At 69.1% G+C, this 23,041-nt stretch carries 9 protein-coding genes; 6 read left to right on the top strand and 3 right to left on the bottom strand.

Translation table 11 applies throughout. The annotated features are described in order from the left end of the window. The first annotated feature begins 41 nt into the window (after window positions 1-41). The 3 genes from F6X68_RS01445 to F6X68_RS01455 all read left to right on the top strand — a co-directional run bounded on the left by F6X68_RS01445 (window position 42) and on the right by F6X68_RS01455 (window position 4,961). Complete coding sequence (locus F6X68_RS01445) at window positions 42-2,492, top strand: tetratricopeptide repeat protein (protein ID WP_151452517.1); 2,451 nt, start codon at window positions 42-44, stop codon at window positions 2,490-2,492. 175 nt (window positions 2,493-2,667) lie between these two features. Beyond that, window positions 2,668-3,786 (top strand): hypothetical protein, encoded by a 1,119-nt coding sequence (locus F6X68_RS01450; protein WP_225851897.1) that lies wholly within the window; start codon window positions 2,668-2,670, stop codon window positions 3,784-3,786. Beyond that, window positions 3,783-4,961, top strand: coding sequence for an ankyrin repeat domain-containing protein (locus F6X68_RS01455; protein ID WP_151452518.1), 1,179 nt, complete (start codon window positions 3,783-3,785; stop codon window positions 4,959-4,961). The genes F6X68_RS01450 and F6X68_RS01455 overlap by 4 nt, the downstream gene beginning before the upstream one ends. A 437-nt stretch (window positions 4,962-5,398) precedes the next feature. Here F6X68_RS01455 and F6X68_RS01460 read toward each other — a convergent pair whose 3' ends face one another. The 3 genes from F6X68_RS01460 to F6X68_RS01470 form a co-directional block, all read right to left on the bottom strand. Then, window positions 5,399-6,328, bottom strand: coding sequence for a site-specific integrase (locus F6X68_RS01460; RefSeq protein ID WP_151452519.1), 930 nt, complete (start codon window positions 6,326-6,328; stop codon window positions 5,399-5,401). A 397-nt stretch (window positions 6,329-6,725) separates the two neighbouring features. Beyond that, window positions 6,726-7,652 carry a TauD/TfdA family dioxygenase gene (locus F6X68_RS01465; protein WP_151452520.1) on the bottom strand — a complete coding sequence of 309 codons (927 nt, stop codon included), beginning with the start codon at window positions 7,650-7,652 and terminating at the stop codon, window positions 6,726-6,728. A 93-nt stretch (window positions 7,653-7,745) separates the two neighbouring features. Next, a complete protein-coding gene (locus F6X68_RS01470) occupies window positions 7,746-8,531 on the bottom strand; it encodes an AfsR/SARP family transcriptional regulator (protein ID WP_151452521.1) in 786 nt (261 codons plus the stop codon). Between the two features lie 383 nt (window positions 8,532-8,914). Between F6X68_RS01470 and F6X68_RS01475 the strand changes: the two genes are divergently transcribed. The 3 genes from F6X68_RS01475 to F6X68_RS01485 are packed head-to-tail and all read left to right on the top strand — an operon-like array spanning window position 8,915 to window position 23,019. Further along, window positions 8,915-9,115 (top strand): MbtH family NRPS accessory protein, encoded by a 201-nt coding sequence (locus F6X68_RS01475; RefSeq protein ID WP_151452522.1) that lies wholly within the window; start codon window positions 8,915-8,917, stop codon window positions 9,113-9,115. Between the two features lie 42 nt (window positions 9,116-9,157). Continuing rightward, window positions 9,158-15,850, top strand: a complete 6,693-nt coding sequence (locus F6X68_RS01480) for a non-ribosomal peptide synthetase (protein ID WP_151452523.1) — start codon at window positions 9,158-9,160, stop codon at window positions 15,848-15,850. After that, window positions 15,847-23,019, top strand: coding sequence for a non-ribosomal peptide synthetase (locus F6X68_RS01485; protein ID WP_151452524.1), 7,173 nt, complete (start codon window positions 15,847-15,849; stop codon window positions 23,017-23,019). The genes F6X68_RS01480 and F6X68_RS01485 overlap by 4 nt, the downstream gene beginning before the upstream one ends. Window positions 23,020-23,041 lie beyond the last annotated feature (22 nt).

The raw sequence follows: 23,041 nt of genomic DNA on the forward strand, positions 1-23,041 counted from the left end.
GCGGCCCTGGCCAGCGTGGCCGTGGTGCGGTCCTGGCCGCGATGGCAGCCGTGGTGGTCGTGCTCACCGCGGCGTTGGGTGCGGCGACCAACATCGGGACTGGGATGCTGCCGGCCTGGCGGTGGGCGCACAGCCCGGCGGTGATCTGGTCGGTGGTGGCCACGTCCGTTCTGCTGCTGATGCTGCTAGCGGTGATCCAGCAGCGCATGGCTGGCACGGACAACCCGCCGGGGCTCGGTGCGACGGTGCGGCACATATTCGTCCCCCGGCGAGCCGGCGCTACCCGCCCGGCGATTGCGTCGCTTCGCCCGCCGCAAGTGACCGACCGCGACATCCGAGGACGTGACCGGCTGGTCGACCAGATGACCGCCCTATACAGCTGGCGGGGTCGTCACCGGCCGCGGGTCAACATTCTGCACGGGATGGGCGGGGCGGGTAAAACCACCGTCGCGCAGCTGGTCGCGGGCCGACTGACTCGCGCCGGGGTACGAGTGTGGTGGGTATCGGCCGCCACGGCCACCCAGCTGGATACCGGGATGCGGCAGCTCGCCGCCGAGCTGGGCGCGTCCGCCGCTGATATCGAGCACGCCTGGTCCGACACCGGCAGCGGCCCCGACCTGGTCTGGGGAATGCTGGACCAGTTGCCGCAGCGCTGGCTGCTGGTCATCGACAACGCCGACGACACCCGGCTGCTCACCCCACCCGACGAACCGGTCACTGCCGGGCGCGGCTGGCTCCGGCCCGTCCCGCACCGCCGCGGCTTGCTGCTGCTCACCACCCGCGACGGCGATCCCGCCACCTGGCCCGCCGCCCGGTATCACGACGGCGGGGACCGTGGCGACTGGTACCGACTGCATCCGGTGGGGATGCTCACCCCGGCCGACAGCGCAGCCGTGCTCCTGGACCACGCCGGCGCCGCCGCAGGCACTGTCGAGCAGGCCACCGCACTGGCCGAACGCCTCGGCGGGCTACCTCTGGCCCTGGGTATCGCCGGTCAGACCATCAGCCAGGTCCGCCGCACCGGGGTCGCCGGCTCACCCGCGACGTTCGCCGGGTACCGCACCGCACTGGACACCGGCGACACACCAACATCAACACCAACACCGACACCGGCCGCGGGCGCACTCAGCGAGGCGCAGGCGCGCCGCACCATCGACCGGACCTGGGAACTGTCGCTGGACCTACTCGACAGGCGAGGCCTGCCGCAGGCCCGCACCCTGCTGCGGCTGCTGGCCACCTTCGCCGACGCCCCGATCCCCACCCACCTGCTCGACCCGGCTACCCTGGCCGCCACCGCTCTCCTGCCTGATCTCACCGGTGAGCACCTCGCCACGCTCCTGCAAGCCCTGACCGGTGTAGGACTGGTCACCCTCGAACAAACCCAGCGCTCGACACCCGTGACCCTCGCGCGGCTGCATCCACTCATCCGCGACACCAGCCGCCGACCTCTGCACACCACCCAGCGGCACACCACCTACCTCGCCGTGTCCATCACCCTCCTGCTGAATAGCACCACCAATCTCGACGCCGACAACCCCACGACCTGGCCCATCTGGCAGACACTCGCCCCGCACACCACCGACCTGCACAGCCAAGCCACCACGCACCCCGATACCAGCGACGAAACACTTATCGACGTCTGCGGCCTGACACAAAAAACCGCCCGCTATCTCGGCGAAGCCGGCCTCCACCAAAGCGCCCGAGACCTGTTCGCCGAGCTGCTCCCCATCTACGAGCAGGTCCAGGGTGTCGAGCACCCCGAAATCCTGGCTACCCGCCACAACCTCGCGCGCTGGACCGGGGCGGCGGGTGATCCGGCCGGCGCCCGAGACCTGTTCGCCGAGGTGCTCCCCATCTACGAGCAGGTCCTGGGCGCCGAGCACCCCGACACCCTGGACACCCGCAACCACCATGCGTACTGGCTCGGGAAGGCAGGTGATCCGGCCGGCGCCCGCGACCTGCTCGCCGAGCTGCTCCCCATCTACGAGCAGGTCCAGGGTGTCGAGCACCCCGAAATCCTGGCCACCCGCCACAACCTCGCGCACTGGATCGGGGTTGCAGGTGATCCGGCCGGCGCCCGAGACCTGTTCGCCGAGGTGCTCCCCATCCGTGAGCGGGTCCTGGGCGCCGAGCACCCCGACACCGTGACTACTCGCTACGACCTCGCGTACTGGATCGGGGCGGCGGGTGATCCGGCCAGCGCCCGCGACCTGCTCGCCGAGCTGCTCCCCATCCGTGAGCGGGTCCTGGGCGCCGAGCACCCCGAAACCCTGAACACCCGCCACAACCTCGCGCGCTGGATCGGGGCGGCGGGTGATCCGGCCAGCGCCCGCGACCTGCTCGCCGAGCTGCTCCCCATCCGCGAGCGGGTCCAGGGTGTCAAGCACCCCGACACCCTGGACACCCGCAACGACCATGCGTACTGGACCGGGAAGGCGGGTGACCCGGGCCGGCGCCCGCGACCTGCTCGCCGAGGTGCTCCCCATCCGTGAGCGGGTCCAGGGCCTCAAGCACCCAGGGTGCAGGTCTAGACAAAGCCGGCTGATTGCTGCGCATGGCTCGGTAGTCACTTCACGGTTTCGGCGTAGCGCCTAATCACTTGCCGTGGTCGGCCCGGGCTGGCATCATCCCGGCCATGATCGAGAGAATCGAGTCCTCCGTCCGCCGGTGAGCGTGACGACCGAGCCAGGATCGCTCGGACCCCAGACCGCCCTGTTCGAACACGCCCTGCGCCTGCATCAGCAAGATCCGGATTCGCCCCTGCCACGTGATGGCGAGCCGTATCCGGACGACGAGCTCCACCGCTATCAGCGGCAGCGCCCGCAGACCCGGAAAGATCAGCGCCTCCGCGGCGTCGACGTTGCCGCCATCCTCGACATGCACTTCGGCAAGGCCGATGCGCCACCGAGCGAACTCGCCGACGCGTTCTGCCTGGCTGACGTCCCGATCCATCACAACGAGCACATCGCTGCAGCGGCGCTGCGCGCGGACCGGCAGCGGGTGCGGCAGACTGGCCGGTGGCTGGTGCGGCACAGCCCCGATCGATGCTCAGCCGCTGTTGGGCTGGCACTGCTCGCCACGGACTGGGCGGAGGAAGACATCCCGCTGATCCAGACTATCGGCCTGCTGTCGCATTGGTTCGGGCCGTTGGCCGCCGAGGGGCTGCGACGTCGCCGAGGAGGCGAACAAGCGTTGTTGTGGCTGGCCCAGCGTGTTGCCGGTTGGGGACGGGTCTACGTCATCGAGGCGCTCTGCCAGCAGGGGGCATACGCCTCGCGTCGATGGCTGCTGCGCCACGCCTGCGACGGCGACTACCTCAACGGCTACTTCGCCGGCCGCGTCGCCACTGCAGCTCACCTGCACGAAGCGATCACCGGGACTGAGACCGACGATGACCTGGTCGATCACACCGGTCGACTGTTGAAGATAATGGCGGGCTGCGGTGGCATGGGCATGCCCCTCGATCACTATCCGCCGGCGCCTCATGTCCTCGCCGCGCACGTGGCTCGCCTCGACCGGCAGACGCCGACCCTGAGCAGGTACGTCGACGCCGCGATCATCGCCGACCATCTCGCGGACAAGACTCCGCAGCAATCCGGATGCACGAATGAACAGCGAGACCACCTCGTCCAGCAGTACCTGGCCGTGCTTGATCGACAAGACTGGTGTGATGCCGTTCGCGCCGGCCTTGATGCGGACAACGACTTCTTCGCCTGGTTCGCCAGCAACCCTGCGGCACGGCTGCATCTGCGAGCGTTCACGGAGATGACGGGTGATGATCGATGAACGAGGCTGCCGATCAGCGCCTGATCGACGCCGTGCAGGCTGGGGACGAGGTGGCCGTCGGGCAAGCGCTGGCCACCGGCGCGGACCCGAACGTCCCGGTTGGCCGCTTCCGAGGATCGTTGCTGGCCGAGGCATCGCGCAGCGGCCGGCGGGGGATCGTGGGCATGCTGGTGAACGCCGGCGCGCGCATCGGCCCCGCCGATCCCTACACCGCCTCGCCGTTGCGCGCCGCCGTACTCGAAGCGCACACGGAGGTGGTGCTGCTTCTTATCGCCCATGGGGCGCTCACGACGGAACCCGCCACCGGGCCGAGCGTGCTGACCCAGGCCCTGTCCCACACCGCATTCCGCCCGACACCAACAGCTCTTGCGACGCTACGGGTGCTGCTGGAAGCGGGAGCGACCCCCGTCCCGAACGAGGAAGCACCACTCATCACCGCAGTGACGCGACCCGTCGCACCGGCGGTGCTACGACTTCTCCTGGCCTACGGAGCGGACGCCAACCAAAAGCGTTCCGATGCCACACCAGCGATCGTGGTGGCGGCGCGTCGAGGCGATCACGCCGCGGCCGACGTGCTCCTTGAGGCCGGCGCCGACGTGAACGCCCGCGACGGGCAAGGGCGAACCGCGTTGATGCACGCAGTCGAACGCAACGAACGACGGGTCATCGCTACCCTCCTGCTGGCCGGCGCCGCCATCGACACCGTCAGCGCCGACGACATGACGGCCCTGCAACTTGCGCGTGGCTGGCAACGCCAGAACATCCAGTTCATGCTGGGCGAGTGCCACGCCGGCCTGGACGACGTGCCAATTGTTCGTACCGCTCTCCGGGTTGCCGCGTCCGACGTCCGGCTCGCCGGAGACCCGCAGATGCTCCATCTGCTGGCGGACGTCATCGACATCGCCCTAGGAGATCTCGGAGACGACGAGTGGAACACTCGCACGGGCACCGACGCCGAGGTGGCCCGGGCCTTTGCCGTCCGCCTGCGCGACGACCTCGTCCCAGCAGTCCACGCATCCTGGCATCAGCTCGACGCAACTGCGGCCGAGCTTGCCGCCGCGCGCTCGGCGTTGGTGGAACTCGCCTACGGCACCACGCAGATCATGCCAGCCGCCGCCAGCCGGCTCGAGATAACCGACCTGCTCGAGGAGCTGAATCGACAGCTTGGTCGCTAACGCCAACGCCAGTCACGTGCGTCGGAGCAGGGGGCGCGGGAGGAAGTCGTACAAGCTGTTGAGAGGTCTGTGCCTCGAGTGTTCGGTGGCGGAGAGGCGCTGGTGCCGTTCTCTAGCGCTTCTCCGCAGCCGGGCCGCCCGTGAGATCTCACAACCGTCTCACGGACGGCCCGGGAAGGCCCGGTAGAGCCCGACCTGCCTCGGACTGCCGGCTGGCCGATGACCTGCAATTTCGGCAGGAGGCGGTATCGTCCGGCAGCCGCCGGTAGACCTGCTAGTTCACTGGGGGTCAAGGGGTCGTCGGTTCGAATCCGGCCGTCCCGACAGTAAAACAGCAGGTCAGGGCCTTGATTCACTTCGGTGAGTCGGGGCCTTCTTGCTGTCTCGCCTCACAATTCATCACGTACGCTCGTGCTGCTGAATTTCCGGCGCTGGAGTCACCCGAACAGCCCTGATTCGAGGTGCTCGGCCGCCACCTTCAGGTGGCTGCTGTCGGGGTGGACGTAGACCCGCTTGGCGAGGGTGCCGCCGTCCGCGTGGCCGGCCCAGGCCGCCAGGACGACGTCGGGCACTCCGGCGCCGGCGAGGTATGTCAGGCAGGCGTACCGCGCGTCGTACGGCCGGACCTTGCGAACCCCCACCTTCGCCATCAGCTCGTAGACCCGGCGGCGGAACCAGTCGGTACGTTGCGGTTGGCCGAGTTCGTCGACTAGGACGTAGCCGCTGTCGACGTAGACGTCGCCCGCCTTCAGGCCCTCCTTCTTCTGCAGGGTCTGGAACGCCTTCAGCGCCTTCGCGGCCGTCGCCGGCATCAGTAGGCCGCGTTTGCCGGCCGCCGGCTTGGCCTCCTTCTCCTCGATCTCGCCGTCGACGAGCGTCCGCGTGTTCTCCCCGGCCGCGATCGTGCCGGCCTCGAAGTCGACATCGGACCAGCGCAACCCACACACCTCTGCCGGCCGTAGGCCCATTAGCGACAGCAGGCAGGGGGCGTGTAGGCGCTCGCCCGCGATCCCCGTCAGGAACGTCTTGACCTCCTCCTGGGCCCGGGGCTTGCGCTGTGTCCGCGTCTCGGCGTCGGCCTTCGCTGCAGCCCTTGGGATGGTCACGAACGCTGCGACGTTGTGCACCACGAGCTGGCGGCGAACCGCCACGTTCAGCGCGGTCCTGAGGCGGCCGAGCGTCAGGCGCACCGATCGGACGCCCAGTCCCGTTCCCGGCTTGCCGCCGCGTCGTCGTCCCTCTGTCAGCATCCAGTCGATCAGCGCCTCAATGTCAGCCTCGGTGACGTCTTGGAGCGGCTTGCTGCCGAGGCGGGCGCGGACCGGTAGGAGCGGTACGGTAGTTGGCGGCGGTGGCCTTCTCGACATCGCGGGTGGCGGTCGTCAACCATTCGTCGAGGAACTCGTCGACCGTGATCTTGCCCGGCTTGACCAAACCGTCTCGTGGTGTTTCAGCATGGTATCGATGGCCCAGCGCAGGGCGGCCGCAACCTGGTCAGGCGGATATCTGGGCAGCGCTTCGGCCTCCGCCCGGCGCAACGCAATGCCGATTCGGAGTGGATGTGTGTTGGCCAGCAGATGCAGCAATCGGTTTTCGAGTTGACGGAGGTCAGCCATTCCCGAGTCGTCTGGTTCCTCGAACGGGTCACCTGCACGTGGTCCGGCAGGATTGGCCAAATTGGTTCGTTCCTTTCTTAAGCCGCGGTCGGGTGTATGGACGTTCGACTCCTCTGAGGCGCCTTGGCAGGGGCTAGATGCTCCTGCATCACACGGATGGCTCGGCCATTGCCACGGCAACCCGACGAGGGCCGGTGAACGACTCTCGGCCGTGCGCAACCAACATGTTGTCCACCACCAACACGTCGTTCAGCTCATAGTCGAAGCGAGTGGAGGCCGACCGGTAGCACGAGCGTAGATGGTCAAGCGTCTCGTCCGGAATGGAGGCGCCGTCTCCGAAGTAGGTGTTGGTGGGTAGGTCCTCGTCGCCGAAGATCGCACGAAGCCCCGACTGAACCTCGGCCGCCAGCGTGGTCACGTGGAAGAACGTCGCGTGGTTGAACCACACGGCCTCACCAGAATCCGGGTGCGTGTGCACCGCGTTCCGGACGGCCCTCGTCCGTAGTCCGTTGCCGCGCCATTCCAGCTCGATGCCGCGACCGCGACAGTACTCCTCTACAATGGCGCGCTCGTCGGTGTTGAACACCTGTCGCCAACTCTGACCGAAGCTTTCGTGGAAGTTGCGCACTACCATCCAACGCCGCCGCCTGAATTCTTCTCTGACGTCTGGATGAATGGCAGAATATATCGCCCGGGTGTCGGCCAACGGCGTGGCTCCGAGGCTTTCCGCTGGCTGAAGGCAGTAAAAGAATAGCAATCTGGGCCACGTTGCCTGATATGAGTTCTCGTTGTGTAGGAATATCTCCTCGGATGGTGGATAGTCCGTGGACGTGTAGACCTTCCCCTTGATTGTGCTGCGTGGGGACGACCGCTCGGAGTAGGTCAGTGGAGGGCCCGCGAGTGCCCGTACGACGGAGTCGAATCCGTCGACACCGCCCACATCGAACCCCCGGAACAGCAAGGCGCCCCGGTGGGTGAGTCGCTGGCGGAGCTCGGCACGTCGCCTCTTTATGGCCGCTACGATGTCAGGCTCGTCGTCCACCTCGATCAGGGCTGGTAACAGTGAGTTCGACATGACGTCCTCCTTAAGCACAAGAAAGTCAGAAGGGGGGCGGTGCAGGACGCGCGGTTGAGTGAACTTGCACCAGCGGGACTGGCGGACGTTCCGTCAGCTGTCGACGAGAATAAGGCCGTGTACTCGCCGGAGTTCTTCGCCGGGCTCGATTCCCACTTCGGCTACGAGGACATCGCGCGCTGCCCGATAGGCCAGCAGAGCGTCGGCTCGCCGGCCTGTTTGATGTAACGCAGTCATGAAGTGAGCCCACAATCGTTCCCGCAGCGGGTAGTCTTTTACCAGCTGGGTCAACTGTTCTATCGAGTCGCCGTAGCATCCGATTTGGTGCTCCATGCTGACGAGTTCGTCGATCAGCGTCAGGCGGCTTTCCTCGAGCTGTGCGGCGATTGAACGGACGAGGCTCCCGCCGATGTCGGAAAGTGCTTTCCCGCGCCACAGCGTCAGCGCGCGCCGCATGTGTTGAACGGAGTCGGCCAGCTGCCCGGCGCTTTCTGCGCGACGGGCTGCTTCCGTGAAACTCCGGAACGCTCCGACGTCGATCGACGATTCGGAGGTGCGGAGCAAGTAGCCCGAAGCGGTGGTCTCGATGAGGTCAGTCGACCCGTTCTGGCGAAAGGTCTGCCGGAGTCGGGAGATGCAGATTTGAATCTGGTTCCTTGCTGTGCTCGGCGGATCGTCCTCCCATACCGCCTCGACTAGTCTGTCCATCGTAACCGGGCAGGGTGCTTCGATTAGGAGCATGGCTAGCACTGTGCGCTGACGTGCGGAGGTGAGCAGCACAGGGCCTGTCGATCCAGTGATCTCAAGCGGACCGAGAAGTTGGAAGCGTATCTCCTCGATGTGGTTTTCGGGACACTTCTCCTGGTCTGTCAAGGGCATTTCTGGGCCTCTCCCTTAAATTGGGAATAGGCGCCATTGAGCTCTCGCCATAGCCTTGATGGCTTTCTCATATGCTTTCCCCCGTGATGCAAATGGCGTCCTGCCGTCGACTTCCCAGGATGATGGGATCGCACGATAAAACGACCGTGATGAATGTCATCTTACTGTGCGTCGTGAGGTGGAGTCAACATGGAAGCTAGCTGTGTCCGGCGCGAGACCGGTGCAGGGCGGATGTTTTTCCTGCTCTGGGCCGTGCTTCATCGGGTGCGGCGGCGGTGACGCTGCGGGCCGCTGGTTCGTGAAAGCGGAGCGAAAGCTGGGTGATACCGGGCATTGCCATGATGGGGTGAGGATACTGGGGTCGCAAGAGAGGTAGTTGATCGATGGAAAACGAGCTATACCAGGTTGTTCTGAATGACGAGGAGCAGTATTCCATCTGGCTCGAAGGAAGAGATGTTCCGGCGGGTTGGCGAGTCGAGGGAACTGTCGGCACGCGAGAGCAGTGCCTCAGCTATATCGATAAGGTCTGGACTGACATGCGACCGCTGAGCCTGCGTCGCCGAATGGATCAGGCAAACAACTGACCGCGCTGCCGCACGCTAGCCCAGGCATGGAAGGAGAAACCGTTGCGTCCCGCTGACACGTCGGTGATGTTACCCGCCACAAGCGCCTTGTCGCTCATCCTGCGCCGCGCGCTGGGTGCACTCGCGGTGGAAGAGGACGGCTCGATACTAGGCCGGATCAGCCGTCAGGACGCAGCGCAGGTCGTGGCGGACATCCGGGCTGAGTTTCACGTGGACCTGGAAGTCGGGGCCGTCACCGCGGCCGGCAGCGTGGCCGATCTGGTGGACCTTCTGCGGCGGAGGATGGCGAGCGCGTTCGACGACGAGCCAGGCGAACTCGACCCCGCCGACCACGACGTCATCCCGAGACGCCTTCGGGACGCGCCGTTGCCGACCTCCTTCGGCCAACGCCGCCTGTGGCTGCAGGAGCAGTTGCGCCCGGGTAGCTCCGAGTACGTCATGCCGGTCGCGATGCGGCTTGCCGGACCGGTGGACCGGGAAGTGCTCGCGCGGGCGCTCACCGCGGTCATCGAGCGGCACGAGGTGCTGCGGTCCAGGATCGTCTCGATCGCTGACGAGCCCGTGCAGGTGGTCGACGCCCCTGCCCCCGTCGAGCTTCCGCTGATGGTCGGGGACGCGGTGGAGATCGTCCGAGCCGAGTCGGCCCGTCCCTTCGCGCTCGGCACCGACCGGCTGATCCGCCCGATGCTGATCCACGCCCCGGACGGGTACATCCTGGCTCTTCTCATGCACCATGCCATCTGCGACAACTGGTCGCTGCGGGTGCTGGCTCGTGAACTCGACGCGGCGTATACGGCCCTCGCCGCCGGGCTTGCCCTGGACATCCCCGCCCCGCGTCTTCAATACGGCGACTTCGCGGCGTGGCAGCGGGAATGGATGTCCGGCCCGCGGCTGGAGCGGAGCCTCCAGTACTGGCGCGGGCGGCTGGCGGACTTCGTTCCGACGTACCTGCCGACCGACCGGCCCCGTCCGCTCCACTGGGACCCACGCGGCGGCAGCCTGTCGGTCGTCGTGCCCGCCGAGGTCGCCCAGGCCGTGGTGCGCATCGGGCAGAAGCACTCCGCATCCCCCTTCACGGTCTTCCTCGCGGCGTTCCAGATCCTGCTCTCCCGCTTCACCGGGAGCCACGACGTGACGGTGGGCACCTCGGTCGCGGCGCGTACCCAGGTGGAGACGGAAGACATGATCGGCTTCTTCGTCAACACCCTCGCGCTGCGCGCACGGCTCGACGACGCCGAGAGTTTCGCGCAGCTGCTGGCGCAGGTCCGGGACACCGTGCTCGGCGCGCTCGCCCACCAGGAACTTCCCTTCGAGGCGCTGGTCGAGGACCTCTCTCCGACCCGGGACCTGGCCGAGAACCCGTTCTTCCAGGTCATGCTCGTCATGCAGAACACCGGAGCCACCGACCACACCTTCCCGGTCGGTGACCTCACCGGCCAGTACTTCCGCGCGGGCAAGGTCACCGCACAGTTCGACCTGCACTGGACGCTGCAGGAGCGGCCGGACGGCTCCTACGCCCTCGAGTCCGACTACGCGGAGGCTCTCTTCGACCGGGAAACCGTCGTCCGGATCACGGAGCACTACCAGACGCTTCTCCGCTCCATCGCCCGTGATCCCGACAAGCCGATCCGGGACCTGGACGTCCTCGACCAGGCGCAACATTCGGCGCTCGTCGCCGACCAGGGCGAGCACGTCGACGTTCCCGGCCGGGTGCACGAGATGTTCCGGCGGACTGCCCGCAGCTGCTCCGAATCGATCGCCGTTCTGCAGGACGAACGGCAGCTCACCTACGCCGAGTTGGATCGCTTGTCCGACTGGCTGGCGTACCGGATCGGGCAGGCGGGTGTCGCAGCGGAGACACCCGTCGCGATCCTTCTGCCCCGCAGCCCGGAGGCTGTCGCAGCCATCCTCGGCGTCCTCAAGGCGGGTGGCGCCTACGTCCCGCTCGACCCGCAGTATCCACGCAACCGCGTCGACCAGATCCTCAACGACGTCGACCCGGTCCTGGTCGTCACCGACGCCGAGACCGCAGCCAGCCTCAACGCTGCGGGGCGTCCGGCCGTAGACGTCCGGGCGCTGCTCGACGTCACCGCCGACAGCTCACCGCCAGCGCCCGAGCCGGGGCCGGCCGACGCTTCGGGGCAGCAGTTGGCGTACGTCCTCTACACCTCCGGATCGACCGGAGTGCCGAAGGGAGCGGCGGTCACCCACGCAGGAATCGCCAACCGGGTCGCCTGGGCGGTGCACGAGCACGGCATGACCAGCGAGGACCGGATGCTCCACCGTAGTTCGCTGGCCTTCGACGCCGCAGGGTGGGAGATCTTCGCCCCGCTGGTCAGCGGCGGCCAGGTGGTGATCGCCCCGCCGGAGGTGCACCGCGACGTGGCTGGACTGTTGCAGCGGGTCGTCACGCACGAGGTGACGATCCTCCAGGTCGTACCGTCGCTGCTGGAGGCACTGCTGGCGGTGCCCGACCTCGCCAGGTGCCAGAGCCTGCGGCGCGTGTTCTCCGCCGGTGAGGTGCTGCGCCCCGATCTGGCCGAACGCCTGCGGGCCGCGCTGCCCGGGGTGGAGCTGATCAACACGTACGGGCCGACCGAATGCGCCATCGACGTCTCCGCATGGCGGTACTCGCCGGCCGACACCCACGTCGTGCCGATCGGTCGCCCCCTCATCAACACGCAGCTGTACGTGGTGGACGTGAACCTGAGGCTGGTTCCGCAGGGTGCCCCCGGCGAGCTGTGCGTGGGCGGCGTACAGGTCGGACGTGGTTACGCCTGCCGTCCCGGCCTGACCGCCGCGTCCTTCGTGCCCGACCCGTTCTCCGCCACACCCGGACAGCGGCTATACCGTACCGGCGATCGGGTTCGGCGAACCGTCGACGGTGCGCTGGTGTTCTTGGGACGCATCGACGACCAGGTCAAGGTCCGCGGCTTCCGCATCGAACCGCGCGAGATCGAAGCGGTGCTCCTGGCCCATCCGGGCGTACGGTCCGCCGCCGTCGGCGTCCATGGCGACGGCGAGGAGCGCGGCCTCGTCGCCTACGTCGTGCCCGCGGACACCGCCGCCGTCGACCCGGCGGAGCTGCGGTGCTTCACCGAGCAGCTCCTGCCCGAACACATGGTGCCCTCCTGGTGGACGGTGCTCGACGAGTTGCCCCGCACCCCGAGCGGCAAGCTCGACCGGCGTGCCCTTCCCGCCCCGGACCGGACACGCGGTGCGGCGCAGGGCGCCTACGTCGCCCCCCGCGACGACCGGGAGGAGGGGCTCACGGAGGTCTGGGCGCAGGTGCTCGGCATCGACCGGGTCGGCCTGGACGACGACTTCTTCCAGCTCGGCGGGAACTCGCTGCTCGCGATCCGGCTGCTGGCCCGCCTGCAGGACCTCGGGATTGCGGCCGGTCCCGACCTGCTCCGGGTGTTGTTCGCCGCGCGCACGCCCCGGGCCGTCCTGGCGGCACTCGGCGAGAACAGCGCTCCACAGGAGGCGGCCGACCGGATCCCGCGTAGGCAGACCGACGACCACGCCCCGTTGTCCTTCGCCCAGGAACGGTTCTGGTTCCTGGAACAGCTCCGCCCGGGTACGGCGGAGTACGTGCTGCCGATGGCGCTGCGGCTGACCGGGGTCCTGGACGCCCAGGCGCTGCGGCAGGCGCTGACGGCCGTGTACGGGCGGCACGAGGTGCTCCGTGCGACGGTCGACGTGGTCGACGGCAGCGCCGTGCAACGGTTCGCGCCAGGCGAACAGGTGCCGCTGGCGGTCGTTGACGGCGACCTGGCCGAGATGTGCCAGGCGGAGGCGACTCGTCCGTTCGACCTGCGCACCGACGCCCTTGTACGCGCGACCCTGGTACGCGAGTCCGCCGAATCCCACGTGCTGTTGCTGGTGCTGCACCACCTCGTCTTCGACGGGGCGTCGGTTGCCGTGCTCCTGCGCGATCTCGACGCGGCCTACCGGTCGGCGGCGGCGGGGCAGCCGGCGTCGCTCGCCGAGCCGGAGGTCCGGTACGGCGACTATGCCGGGTGGCAGCGGGAGTGGGTGGACAGCCCGCGTTCGTCGGAAGATCTCGACTACTGGCGCGGGCAGCTCGCCGGCGTCAGCCCTCTGGAGCTGCCCGCGGACCGGCCGCGCCCGCCGGAATGGGAGCCGATCGGTGGCGACATCTCCGTCAGGGTTCCCGCAGATCTCGCTGCCGCCGTCGTACGGATCGGAAGCGACCGCGGCGCTACCCCGTTCATGTCGTTCCTCGCCGCGTTCCAGGTTCTCCTGGCCCACTACAGCGGCGCGGAGGATATCGCGGTGGGAACCCCCGTCTCGGGACGGACCCGCGCGGAGTTCGAGGACATCGTCGGGCTGTTTGTGAATACAGTCGTCCTTCGCTCGACGGTCGAGGGCAACCCAGGATTCGACGTCTTCCTTGACCGGGTGCGGGACGTCGCGATCGACGCCTTCCTGCACCAGGAGGTGCCGTTCGAGCGTGTCGTCGAGGCTCTGGCCCCCGAACGGGACCTGTCACGCAACCCCCTGTTCCAGGTCATGTTCGTCCTGGACGAGCAGGCGGCAGGCCGAAGCGTGCCGGTCGGTGATCTCACCGCCGAGATGCTGCCCGTCGACAATGGCACGGCGAAGTTCGACCAGATGTGGTCGCTGACCGCCGAGGCGGCCGGTGGATACCGGCTCGACGTGCAGTACTCGTCCGCGCTGTTCGACCGCGACACGGTCGTCCGTATGACGGCGCACTACCTTCAGCTGCTGCGATCCATCGTGGCTCGCCCCACCACACCGGTGCTGTGGCTGGATCTGGTTTCATCCGACGAGCGTGCGGCGATGCTGGCCACCGCCGAGGCGTGTCCCGCGACACAGGCCCGTGGGCCGGGTATGCCCTCCACCGGACACCTGGTGCACCAACGCGTCGCCGCAGCGGCTGCGGCGGCACCCCACGCGGTGGCAGTCGTCGATGGCGACCGTGAGGTGTCGTACGGCGAGCTGGACCGGTGGGTGAATCGGCTTGCGCACCATCTGCGGAGCCTGGGCGTGGGTCCGGAGGTGCGGGTGGCGGTCGCGTTGCCCAGGCGCGTCGAGGTGGTGGTCACCCTCCTGGCCGTGCTACGGGCGGGCGGCGTCTACGTGCCGCTCGACCCGCAGCACCCGGTGCAGCGCCTGTCGTACCTCCTCGGTGACACGTCACCGGCCGTCGTCGTCACCGACGACTCGGTACGCGACCGGCTGCCGCAGACCTCCGCCACGGTCGTCGAGACCGACGGGTTGCGGCTCGACGCCTACCCGGACACGCCGCCGGAGGACCGCGTCGATCCCGCCAACCTGGCGTACGTCATCTACACCTCCGGATCCACCGGTACGCCGAAGGGCGCGGCGATCAGTCACGCCGCCTACGCGCACCACTGCGAGATGATCAGAGAGCCCTACCGGATCGAGCCCGGGTCCCGGATCCTGCTGCTGTCCGCGCTCACCTTCGACGTCGCGATGGACCAGATGGGCGCCACCCTGGCGTTCGGCGCGACCATCGTCATGGGGCACGCCGCCGAGTGGGGGCCGGACGGCCTCGTCGACCGGGTGCACCAGTACGGCGTGACGACGATCGAGATCACGCCGGCGCACTACCGGGAGGTCATGCGCGACGTACGGCATGACGACCCGCGTCTGCGCCACGTGCGGGTGATGAACGTCGGCAGTGACGTCGTGACCTACCAGGACGCCCGGCTCTGGACAGACAGGGGCATGCCCGACGCGTTCCTGTGCAACTACGGCCCGACCGAGACCACCGTTACCTGCACGCTCTATCCGGTAGCCGCAGAGGAGGCCGCGCAGGCGCATCCCGCCTCGACCGTCCCCATCGGATTCCCGGTCGCCGGTACCCGCGCGTACGTCGTGAACCCGGCCATGGACATCGTTCCGCCGGGGGTACCGGGGGAACTGGTCATCGGTGGACCACGGCTCGGTCGCGGCTACGCGGGCAGGCCGGCCGTGACGGCGGATCGGTGGGTTCCCGACCCGTTCTCGTCCCTGCCGGGCAGCCGCCTGTACCGCACCGGTGATCTGGTCCGCCAGCGTGCCGACGGGGCGCTGCTGTTCCTGGGGCGGCTGGACCAGCAGGTGAAGGTGCGGGGCTTCCGCATCGAGCTCGGTGAGGTCGAGGCGGCGTTGGCGGCGCACCCGGCAGTCCGGGCGGCGGCCGTGAAGGCGCACGGCGACGGTGCCGGCCGTGGCCTCGCGGCCTATCTGGTGCGCTCCGAGGTGAGCGCCGACATCGAGGAGTTGCGCGCCTTCGTCGCCGCTAGGCTACCGGACTACATGGTGCCGACCTGGTGGGTCGACCTCACCGGACTTCCGTTGACCAGCAGCGGAAAGGTGGACCGCAAGGCGCTTCCCCCAGTCACCGCCGGCGCTCGTCCCTCCCTCGGACAGCACTACGTCGCGCCCCGCAGCGAGGTCGAAACGGCGATCGCCGACATCTGGGCGCAGGTGTTGGATCTGGAGCGCGTGGGTGTCCACGACCGCTTCTTCGATCTCGGCGGGCACTCGCTCCTGGCGGCCCGGCTGTTGGCACGGATCAACGGTGAGTTCGACCTCGAACTTCCGCTGCGGGTCGTCTTCGACGCGGACACGGTGGCCAGGCTCGCTGTCGCGGTCGAGGACGCCGTCAGCGCGGAGATCGACCGGCTGAGCATCGATGAACTTGAGTCGGCAGTGGAGCGGAACGGGGAGCACAGGTGAAGAACAGGCAAGCACTCGACGAAGCCGAACTCCGCGCCACGCTGCTGCGACGTCGACTCCGCGGCCGCAGAGACGACGCGCCGGCCGTGCAGAGGATCCCCCGTGCCGGCGAACGGCCGCTGTCCTTCGCGCAGGAGCAGCTGTGGATCCTGCAGCGCCTGCGCCAGGAGTCGTCCGAGTACGTACTTCCGGTCGCCCTCCGGCTGACCGGGCAGCTGGACCCCGCGGCGCTGGCGAACGCTCTCCGCGTGGTCGTCGACCGGCACGAGATCCTCCGCTCGCGGATCGTGTCGGTGAACGGCGAACCGGAACAGGTGGTCGACGACCCCGGCCCGGTGCTGCTGGACCCGATCGACATGTCGGCGGCTGGTCTCGCGGGCGTGTTGGCCTTCGGCCGGGAGGAGACCTCGCGACCGTTCGACCTGGGCGCCGACCGTCCCTTCCGTGCCCATCTGCTGCGGCTGGGGCCGACCGATCACGTGCTGCTGATCGTCCTGCACCACGTGGTGTTCGACGGCTGGTCCACCGACGTGCTCGTCCGGCAACTCGGGACCGCCTACGAGGCGATCCGTGCGGGCCGCCTACGCGCGCTGCCGGAGCCCGAACTGCAGTACGGCGACTACGCGGCCTGGCAGCGGGAGCGGATGTCAGGCCCTCGCCTGGACAGGGAACTGGAGCACTGGCGCCGGTACCTCGACGGGGCGACGGCCACCGAGCTGCCCACCGACAAGCCGCGCCCGGCGCGCTGGGACGTCGCCGGGGCCACCGTCAGCGTCCTGGTGCCCGCAGAGCTGGCGCAGGCCGTCGTCGAGCTCGGGAGGGCGACGCGGGCGACCCCCTTCATGGTCTTCCTTGCCACGTTCAAGGTCCTGCTCGCCAGGTACGCCGGCACTGCCGACGTGGTGGTCGGCACGCCCGTGGCAGGCCGTAGCCGGCCCGAGGTCGAAGACCTGGTCGGCTTCTTCGTCAACACGGTCGTGCTGCGGACCCAGATCGCCGGGGACCGACCTTTCACCGAACTCGTCGCGCGGGTCCGCGAGTCGACGCTGGATGCCTTCAGCCACCAGGAAGTGCCGTTCGGACTGCTGGTCGGCGCGCTGTCGCCGGAGCGGGAACTGGCCCGCAACTCGCTGTTCCAGGTCATGTTCGCGCTGCAGACCACCGGGGCGGCCTTCTCCGTCGGCGACCTCGACGGCGAGTTGCTCCGTGTGGAGAACGACACCGCCAAGTTCGACCTCACCTGGACCCTTGAGGAACGGGCCGACGGCTCGTACAGCCTCGACGCGCAGTTCGCCACCGCGCTGTTCGAGCCGGCCACGATCGAGCGGATGACCGAGCACTACCTGCGACTGCTCGACGTCGTGGCCCAGGCCCCGCAGACGCCAGTGGGCACGCTGGACATGCTCACCGAGGACGAGCGGGCCCTGGTCCACGCCGGACCGGTGGCGACCAGCCCGGTGAAGGAGGCGATTCCCGCCGCGTTCGCGGCGGTCGTGGCCGACCATTCCGACGCCGTCGCCCTGGCCCACGGGGACACCCGGCTCACCTATGCCGAGCTGGACCGCAGAGCCAACCGGATGGCGCACCATCTCGTCGACCTCGGCGTGGGGCCGGAGTCGTTGGTCGCCGTGCTCATGGAGCGTGGCCCGGACGCCGTGGTGGCGATGGTGGCGGTGCTGAAGGCGGGTGCCGCGTACGTCCCGCTGGACCCCGCCCACCCGCCGCAACGCCTCGCCTACGTGCTCGCCGACACCGCGGCGCGGATCCTGATCACCGACCGCGTGGACGGGCTGCCGGAGTCCGCGGCGCGGGTGGTGTCGCTCGCCGACGCCGACGGATGCCCCGACAGGCCACCGGGCGTGCGGGTCGACCCGGACAACCTCGCCTACGTCATCTACACCTCCGGCTCCACCGGGCGTCCCAAGGGCGTGGCGGTCACCCACGCCAACGTCGTCCGCCTGTTCGCCACCCTTGAGCCGAGCTTCGCGTTCGCTCCGGACGACGTCTGGTCGTGCACCCACTCGTACGCCTTCGACTTCTCCGTCTTCGAGACATGGGGTCCGCTGCTGCACGGCGGGCGCTGCGTCATCGTCGACGGGCATGTCGCACGCTCCCCGCGAGACCTGCTGGAAATCCTGCGCACGCACGCCGTGACCCGCCTCTGCCAGACCCCGTCGGCCTTCGCCGGGCTCACCGAACTGGTCGCCAACGGCGTGGAACCGCCGGCAGCGCTGCGAACGGTGGTCTTCGGCGGGGAGGAGCTGGCTCCGGCCTCGCTCGCACCCTGGTTCGACCGCGTCGGCAACGGCACGCCGACCTTCGTGAACATGTACGGCATCACCGAGACGACGGTGCACGTCACCTACCGCGAGATCGGTCCAGGGGACGTCGGCAACGTCCGGTCGCCGATCGGCGTACCGCTGCCGGACCTGTCGCTACGGGTCCTTGACGCCACAGGTAACCCCGCCGGGACGAACGTGCCGGGGGAGATCCACGTCGGCGGGCCCGGCCTCGCCCGCGGCTACCTAGGGCGTCCCGCGCTGACAGCGGAGCGGTTCGTACCGGATCCGTTCTCACAGGTTCCCGGCGGGCGCCTGTACCGCTCCGGCGACCTGGCGCGGCGCACCGGCCCGTACGATCTGGAGTATCTCGGCCGGATCGACCAGCAGGTGAAGATCCGTGGCTTCCGCATCGAGCTGGGCGAGGTCGAGGCCGTTCTCGGCAGCCACCCCGGCGTGAGCGTCGCCGCCGCGGCCGTGCACGGAGAAGGGGCACAGCGCGGCCTGGTCGGCTACGTGGTACCCGCCCACGGCTCCACGCCGGACGTGGCGGACCTGCGGGCCTTCATGGCCGAGCGCGTGCCGCAGTACATGATCCCGGCATGGTGGGTGCAACTGCCCACGCTGCCGGCCACGAGCACCGGCAAGATCGACCGCCGCGCCCTGCCCGCCCCCGACGGCGAACGCCCCCGGCTCGGCCACGCCTACGTCGCGCCGAGGTCCGACATCGAGGACAAGATTACGCGGGTCTGGAGTGACGTTCTCGGCGTGCACCGGGTCGGGGTCGACGACAACTTCTTCGAGCTAGGCGGCGACTCCATCAAGGCCGTCCGGGTCGCCGGGCGCCTCGCCGCAGCGGGCATCGGGGTCACCGTGGCCGACGTCTTCGGCCACCAGACCGTGGCGGCGCTCGGTGCCGTGACGACGCGTCCCGACGCCGCCGCTGGCGTAGCCGTGGCGCCGTTCGCGCTGCTCGACCCCGAAATTCGATGCTCGCTGCCGGCCGGGGTCGAGGACGCCTACCCGGTTTCGGCCGTACAGGCGGGCATGCTCTACCAGATGCTGGCGGACCGGAACCTGAACCTTTACCACAACGTCACCAGCCTCTTCCTTCAGGACGACGCACCCTTCGACCAGCACCTCCTCCAGGCTGCGGCGGACCTGCTGGTCGCCCGCCACGAGGTTCTGCGCACCACCTTCGACCTGGACACCTGGGCCGAGCCGGTGCAACTGGTCTGGCCGACCGCCCAGCTCAAGATCCGGGTCTACGACCTGCGCGGCCGCGACGAGTCGGAGCATCGCGCGACCGTCGAGCGGTTCGCCGCCTACCGGCGGTCCTCGCCGCTGGACCTGAACGTGGCGCCCCTGCTGCAACTCGACGTGCACCGTACCGCCGACGACGCCTTCTGGCTGTCGATCACCGAGTGCCACGCCATCCTCGACGGATGGAGCCATCACTCCCTCATCGGGGACCTCATGGCCGAGTACCGCGCTCTGCGCCGCGGTGCCGGGCCGGCGTGCCCCCCACGCCGTACGGTCACCCGCTACGCCGACTTCATCGCCGTCGAGCGGGCCGCGATCGACTCGGCCGAGCAGCGTGACTTCTGGAACGCGACGCTGGCCTCCGCGGAGCCTCTCGCGATCCCCGCCGCCTGGGCCGGCAACGGAGACGACCACGTCGATGTCATGGTCCCCTTCGCCGATCTGCTGACCGGACTGCGCGAGGTGGCCCGCCGCGCCGGCACCCCGCTGAAGAGCGTGTTGCTGGCGGCGAACCTCGTCGCGCTCGGCGAGATGAGCGGGCAGCGCCGCTTCCGTACGGGCCTGGTCTGCAACGGTCGGCTGGAGCGCGACGGCGGCGACGAGGTACGGGGCATGTTCCTCAACACCGTGCCGATCGTCGCCGATCTCACTCCGGCGTCCTGGGTCGACCTTGTGCGTGCCGTACTGGAGACGGAGGTCCGGCTCCTGCCGCACCGGCGGTTCCCGCTACCCGTCATGAAGCAGCTCTGGCCCGAGCAGGCCCCGGCTCCGGACGTCATCTTCAACTACCTCGACTTCGCGGAGGTGGACGATGTCACCCTCGACCACTCTCAGGCGATCGACCAGAGCCCCAACGAGGCCGCCCTGCACGTCTCCACGGAGCCGGGCGCGCTCGTGCTCACCGCACACGCCGCCCGGTTGGCGCCGGACCGGCTGCGTCACCTGGGTCGGGTGTACCGGCGCGTCCTCGCTGCCATGGCCGACAACCCCGACGGCAACTGCGCCGCCTCGTTTGTGCCGGCCGCGCAGGCTCGACGGCTGGCGCGGTGGAACGACACCATGACCGGCCGGGCGGACGTCGGGGTTCTCGACCGGATCGCGGCCCAGCCCTCGGACGCCACCGCAGTCGTGTGCGGCGACCGCCGCCTCACGTACGGCGAACTGCAACGGCGGTCCAACCGGATCGCCCGTCACCTACAGCAGATGGGGGTCGGTCCGGACATCCGGGTCGGGGTGCTGCTGAACAGGAGCGTGGACCTCGTCACCACCCTGCTCGGCGTCCTGAAGTCCGGTGGCGCATACGTCCCGCTCGACCCGGGACACCCGAGGCAGCGGCTCGCGTACCAGCTGGCAGACGCGGGCACCGAGGTGGTGCTGAGCGAATCCGGTCTCCAGGAACGTATCCCGGACGTCGGCGCGGACGTCGTACTCCTCAACCACCTGCCTCTCGGCGACCTGCCCGACACCCCGCCCGTAATGCCCGCTCGCCCCGCCGACCTGGCCTACGTCATCTACACGTCAGGCTCGACCGGCATGCCCAAGGGCGTCGCCGTCACCCGGGAAGGGTTGGCGAACCTCCTGCTCGACGTGACCGACACCCCCGGCATGACCAGCCGCACCGCGCTTCTGGCGGTCACCACCGTCGCGTTCGACATCGCCGTGCTCGAACTGTTCGCGCCCCTGACGGTCGGTGGGACGGTGGTGGTGGCCGACAGTCGGCAGGTGTCGGACGCGCAGGCGCTGACGGCCCTGCTCGACGAGGTCGGGGCCACCATGATGCAGGCGACCCCGGTGACCTGGCAGATGCTGCTGGACGCCGATTGGGTGCCGGGCAACGGCTTCTCGGTCCTGTGTGGCGGCGAGAAGATGCCGCCCGGTCTCGCTGACGCGCTCGCCGCAGCCGGCGCCACGGTCTGGGACATGTACGGCCCGACGGAAACCACCGTCTGGTCCATGCGCGCCGACGTGACAACCAGGCCGGGGGACTGGCACCCGCTGGCCAACACCGCCGTCCACTTCCTCGACAGTCATCTCCGACCCGTCCATGACGGAGTTCCGGGAGAGATCCACATCGGCGGAGCCGGACTCGCCCGCGGCTACCTCGGGCGCCCCGGCCTGACCGCCGAGCGCTTTGTCCCCGATCCCTTCGCCACCAGCCCGGGCGCGCGGATGTACCGGACAGGTGACCTGGCGGTCGTCGGCGACGCGGGAGTCGACATCCTCGGCCGGATCGATCACCAGGTCAAGATCCGTGGGTTCCGGATCGAGCTGGAGGAGGTCGGCGCGGCCGTGGCGGCCCATCCGGGAGTACGCGCGGCGGTGGCGGCGGCACACGGCACCGGAGCGACAGCGGGTCTCGCCGCGTACGTCGTACCCCGCGACGGCATGCCCGACCCGGCGTCCCTGCGGGCGTTCGTGGCCGAGCGGCTGCCCGAATACATGGTCCCGTCATGGTGGGTCGAGCTCGGCGAACTGCCGGTGAACGCCAGCGGCAAGGTGGACCGGCGCGCCCTTCCCGCCCCGGACGGCAGGCGGAAGCTCGCCGAGTCCTTCGTCGCGCCGCAGACCGCGACCGCGCAGGCGATCGCGGCGGTCTGGGCGCAAGTCCTCGGCGTCGACAGGGTCGGCGTGAACGACAACTTCCTGGATCTCGGCGGGCACTCCCTGCTCGCGCTGCGGGTGGTGGGGGCGTTGCGCCGGGAGCACGGCCTGGACGTCGCCCTGCGGGATCTGGTGACGAACCCCACGGTGGCGCGACTGAGCGGGCACCTGTCCGCCCGCCCCGAAGGGGCGCCCCGGAGCGCCGCCGCCATCTGGTACCGCAGCGAGGGGGATCAGCCACCGCTGTTCTGTGTGCACCCGGGCGGCGGCAGCGGACACTGGTACGAACCACTCGCCCGCGCGCTGGGGGAGCGGCAGCCGGTCGCGGCCTTCGAGTGGCCGGGGCTCAACGGCGTCGACCTTCCGCTGACCTCGGTCGACGTCATGGCCAGCTGCTACCTGGAGGAGCTCAGGTCGAGGTATCCGCAGGGCCCGTACCGGCTGCTGGGCTGGTGCGGGGGGTCGCCGGTGGCCTGGGCGATGGTCCACCGGCTGCGCGAGGCGGGCGAGGACGTGACGTTCTCGCTGCTCGACCCGGTGGTGGACCTGTGGATCGCCGACAACTTCGACGCCGAGCTGACGAGTCTGCGCCGGTGCGAGGAACTGCTCGCGCACCTCGTTCCCCGGCCACCGGCCGATCGTGACCCGGCGCTCACCGGGGAGGTCGTCGAGCTGATGCGGCAGATCGTGGACGACGACCGGGGGCGGCCCATCGTGGCGAGCGAGGTCAGCGCCGACTGGCACCGGCGGGTGCGGGTGTGGCGGCAGATGTTGGAGGCGAGCATCGCGTACCGCTTCCCCGTTCTTCCTGGACCCGCGCAGCTGATTCTCGGCGACGAGGCGGCGGCGGAGCAGCACGAGGTGCTCAGCGGCAAGCCGTTGGCCGCCTACGTCGAGCGCTGGTCGCACCTCACCGAGGGGGACCTTACTATTGTCCGCGTCCCCGGGGATCACTTCGGCGTCCTCCGCCCGCCCCACGTGAAGAGGTTGGCCGACGCTCTCATGAGGGGCGGACACCTGACGTGATCCCACTGGAGAGGACCAAGTG

The organism is Micromonospora sp. AMSO12t, from assembly GCF_008806585.1.
GTDB lineage: Bacteria > Actinomycetota > Actinomycetes > Mycobacteriales > Micromonosporaceae > Micromonospora > Micromonospora reichwaldensis.

Bases quoted from the DNA above. Each gene is read 5' to 3' on its own strand.
- F6X68_RS01445 (WP_151452517.1), top strand. From the start codon at position 42: ATGGCAGCCGTGGTGGTCGTGCTCACCGCGGCGTTGGGTGCGGCGACC.
- F6X68_RS01455 (WP_151452518.1), top strand. From the start codon at position 3,783: ATGAACGAGGCTGCCGATCAGCGCCTGATCGACGCCGTGCAGGCTGGG.
- F6X68_RS01460 (WP_151452519.1), bottom strand. From the start codon at position 6,328: ATGTCGAGAAGGCCACCGCCGCCAACTACCGTACCGCTCCTACCGGTC.
- F6X68_RS01465 (WP_151452520.1), bottom strand. From the start codon at position 7,652: ATGTCGAACTCACTGTTACCAGCCCTGATCGAGGTGGACGACGAGCCT.
- F6X68_RS01470 (WP_151452521.1), bottom strand. From the start codon at position 8,531: ATGCCCTTGACAGACCAGGAGAAGTGTCCCGAAAACCACATCGAGGAG.
- F6X68_RS01475 (WP_151452522.1), top strand. From the start codon at position 8,915: ATGGAAAACGAGCTATACCAGGTTGTTCTGAATGACGAGGAGCAGTAT.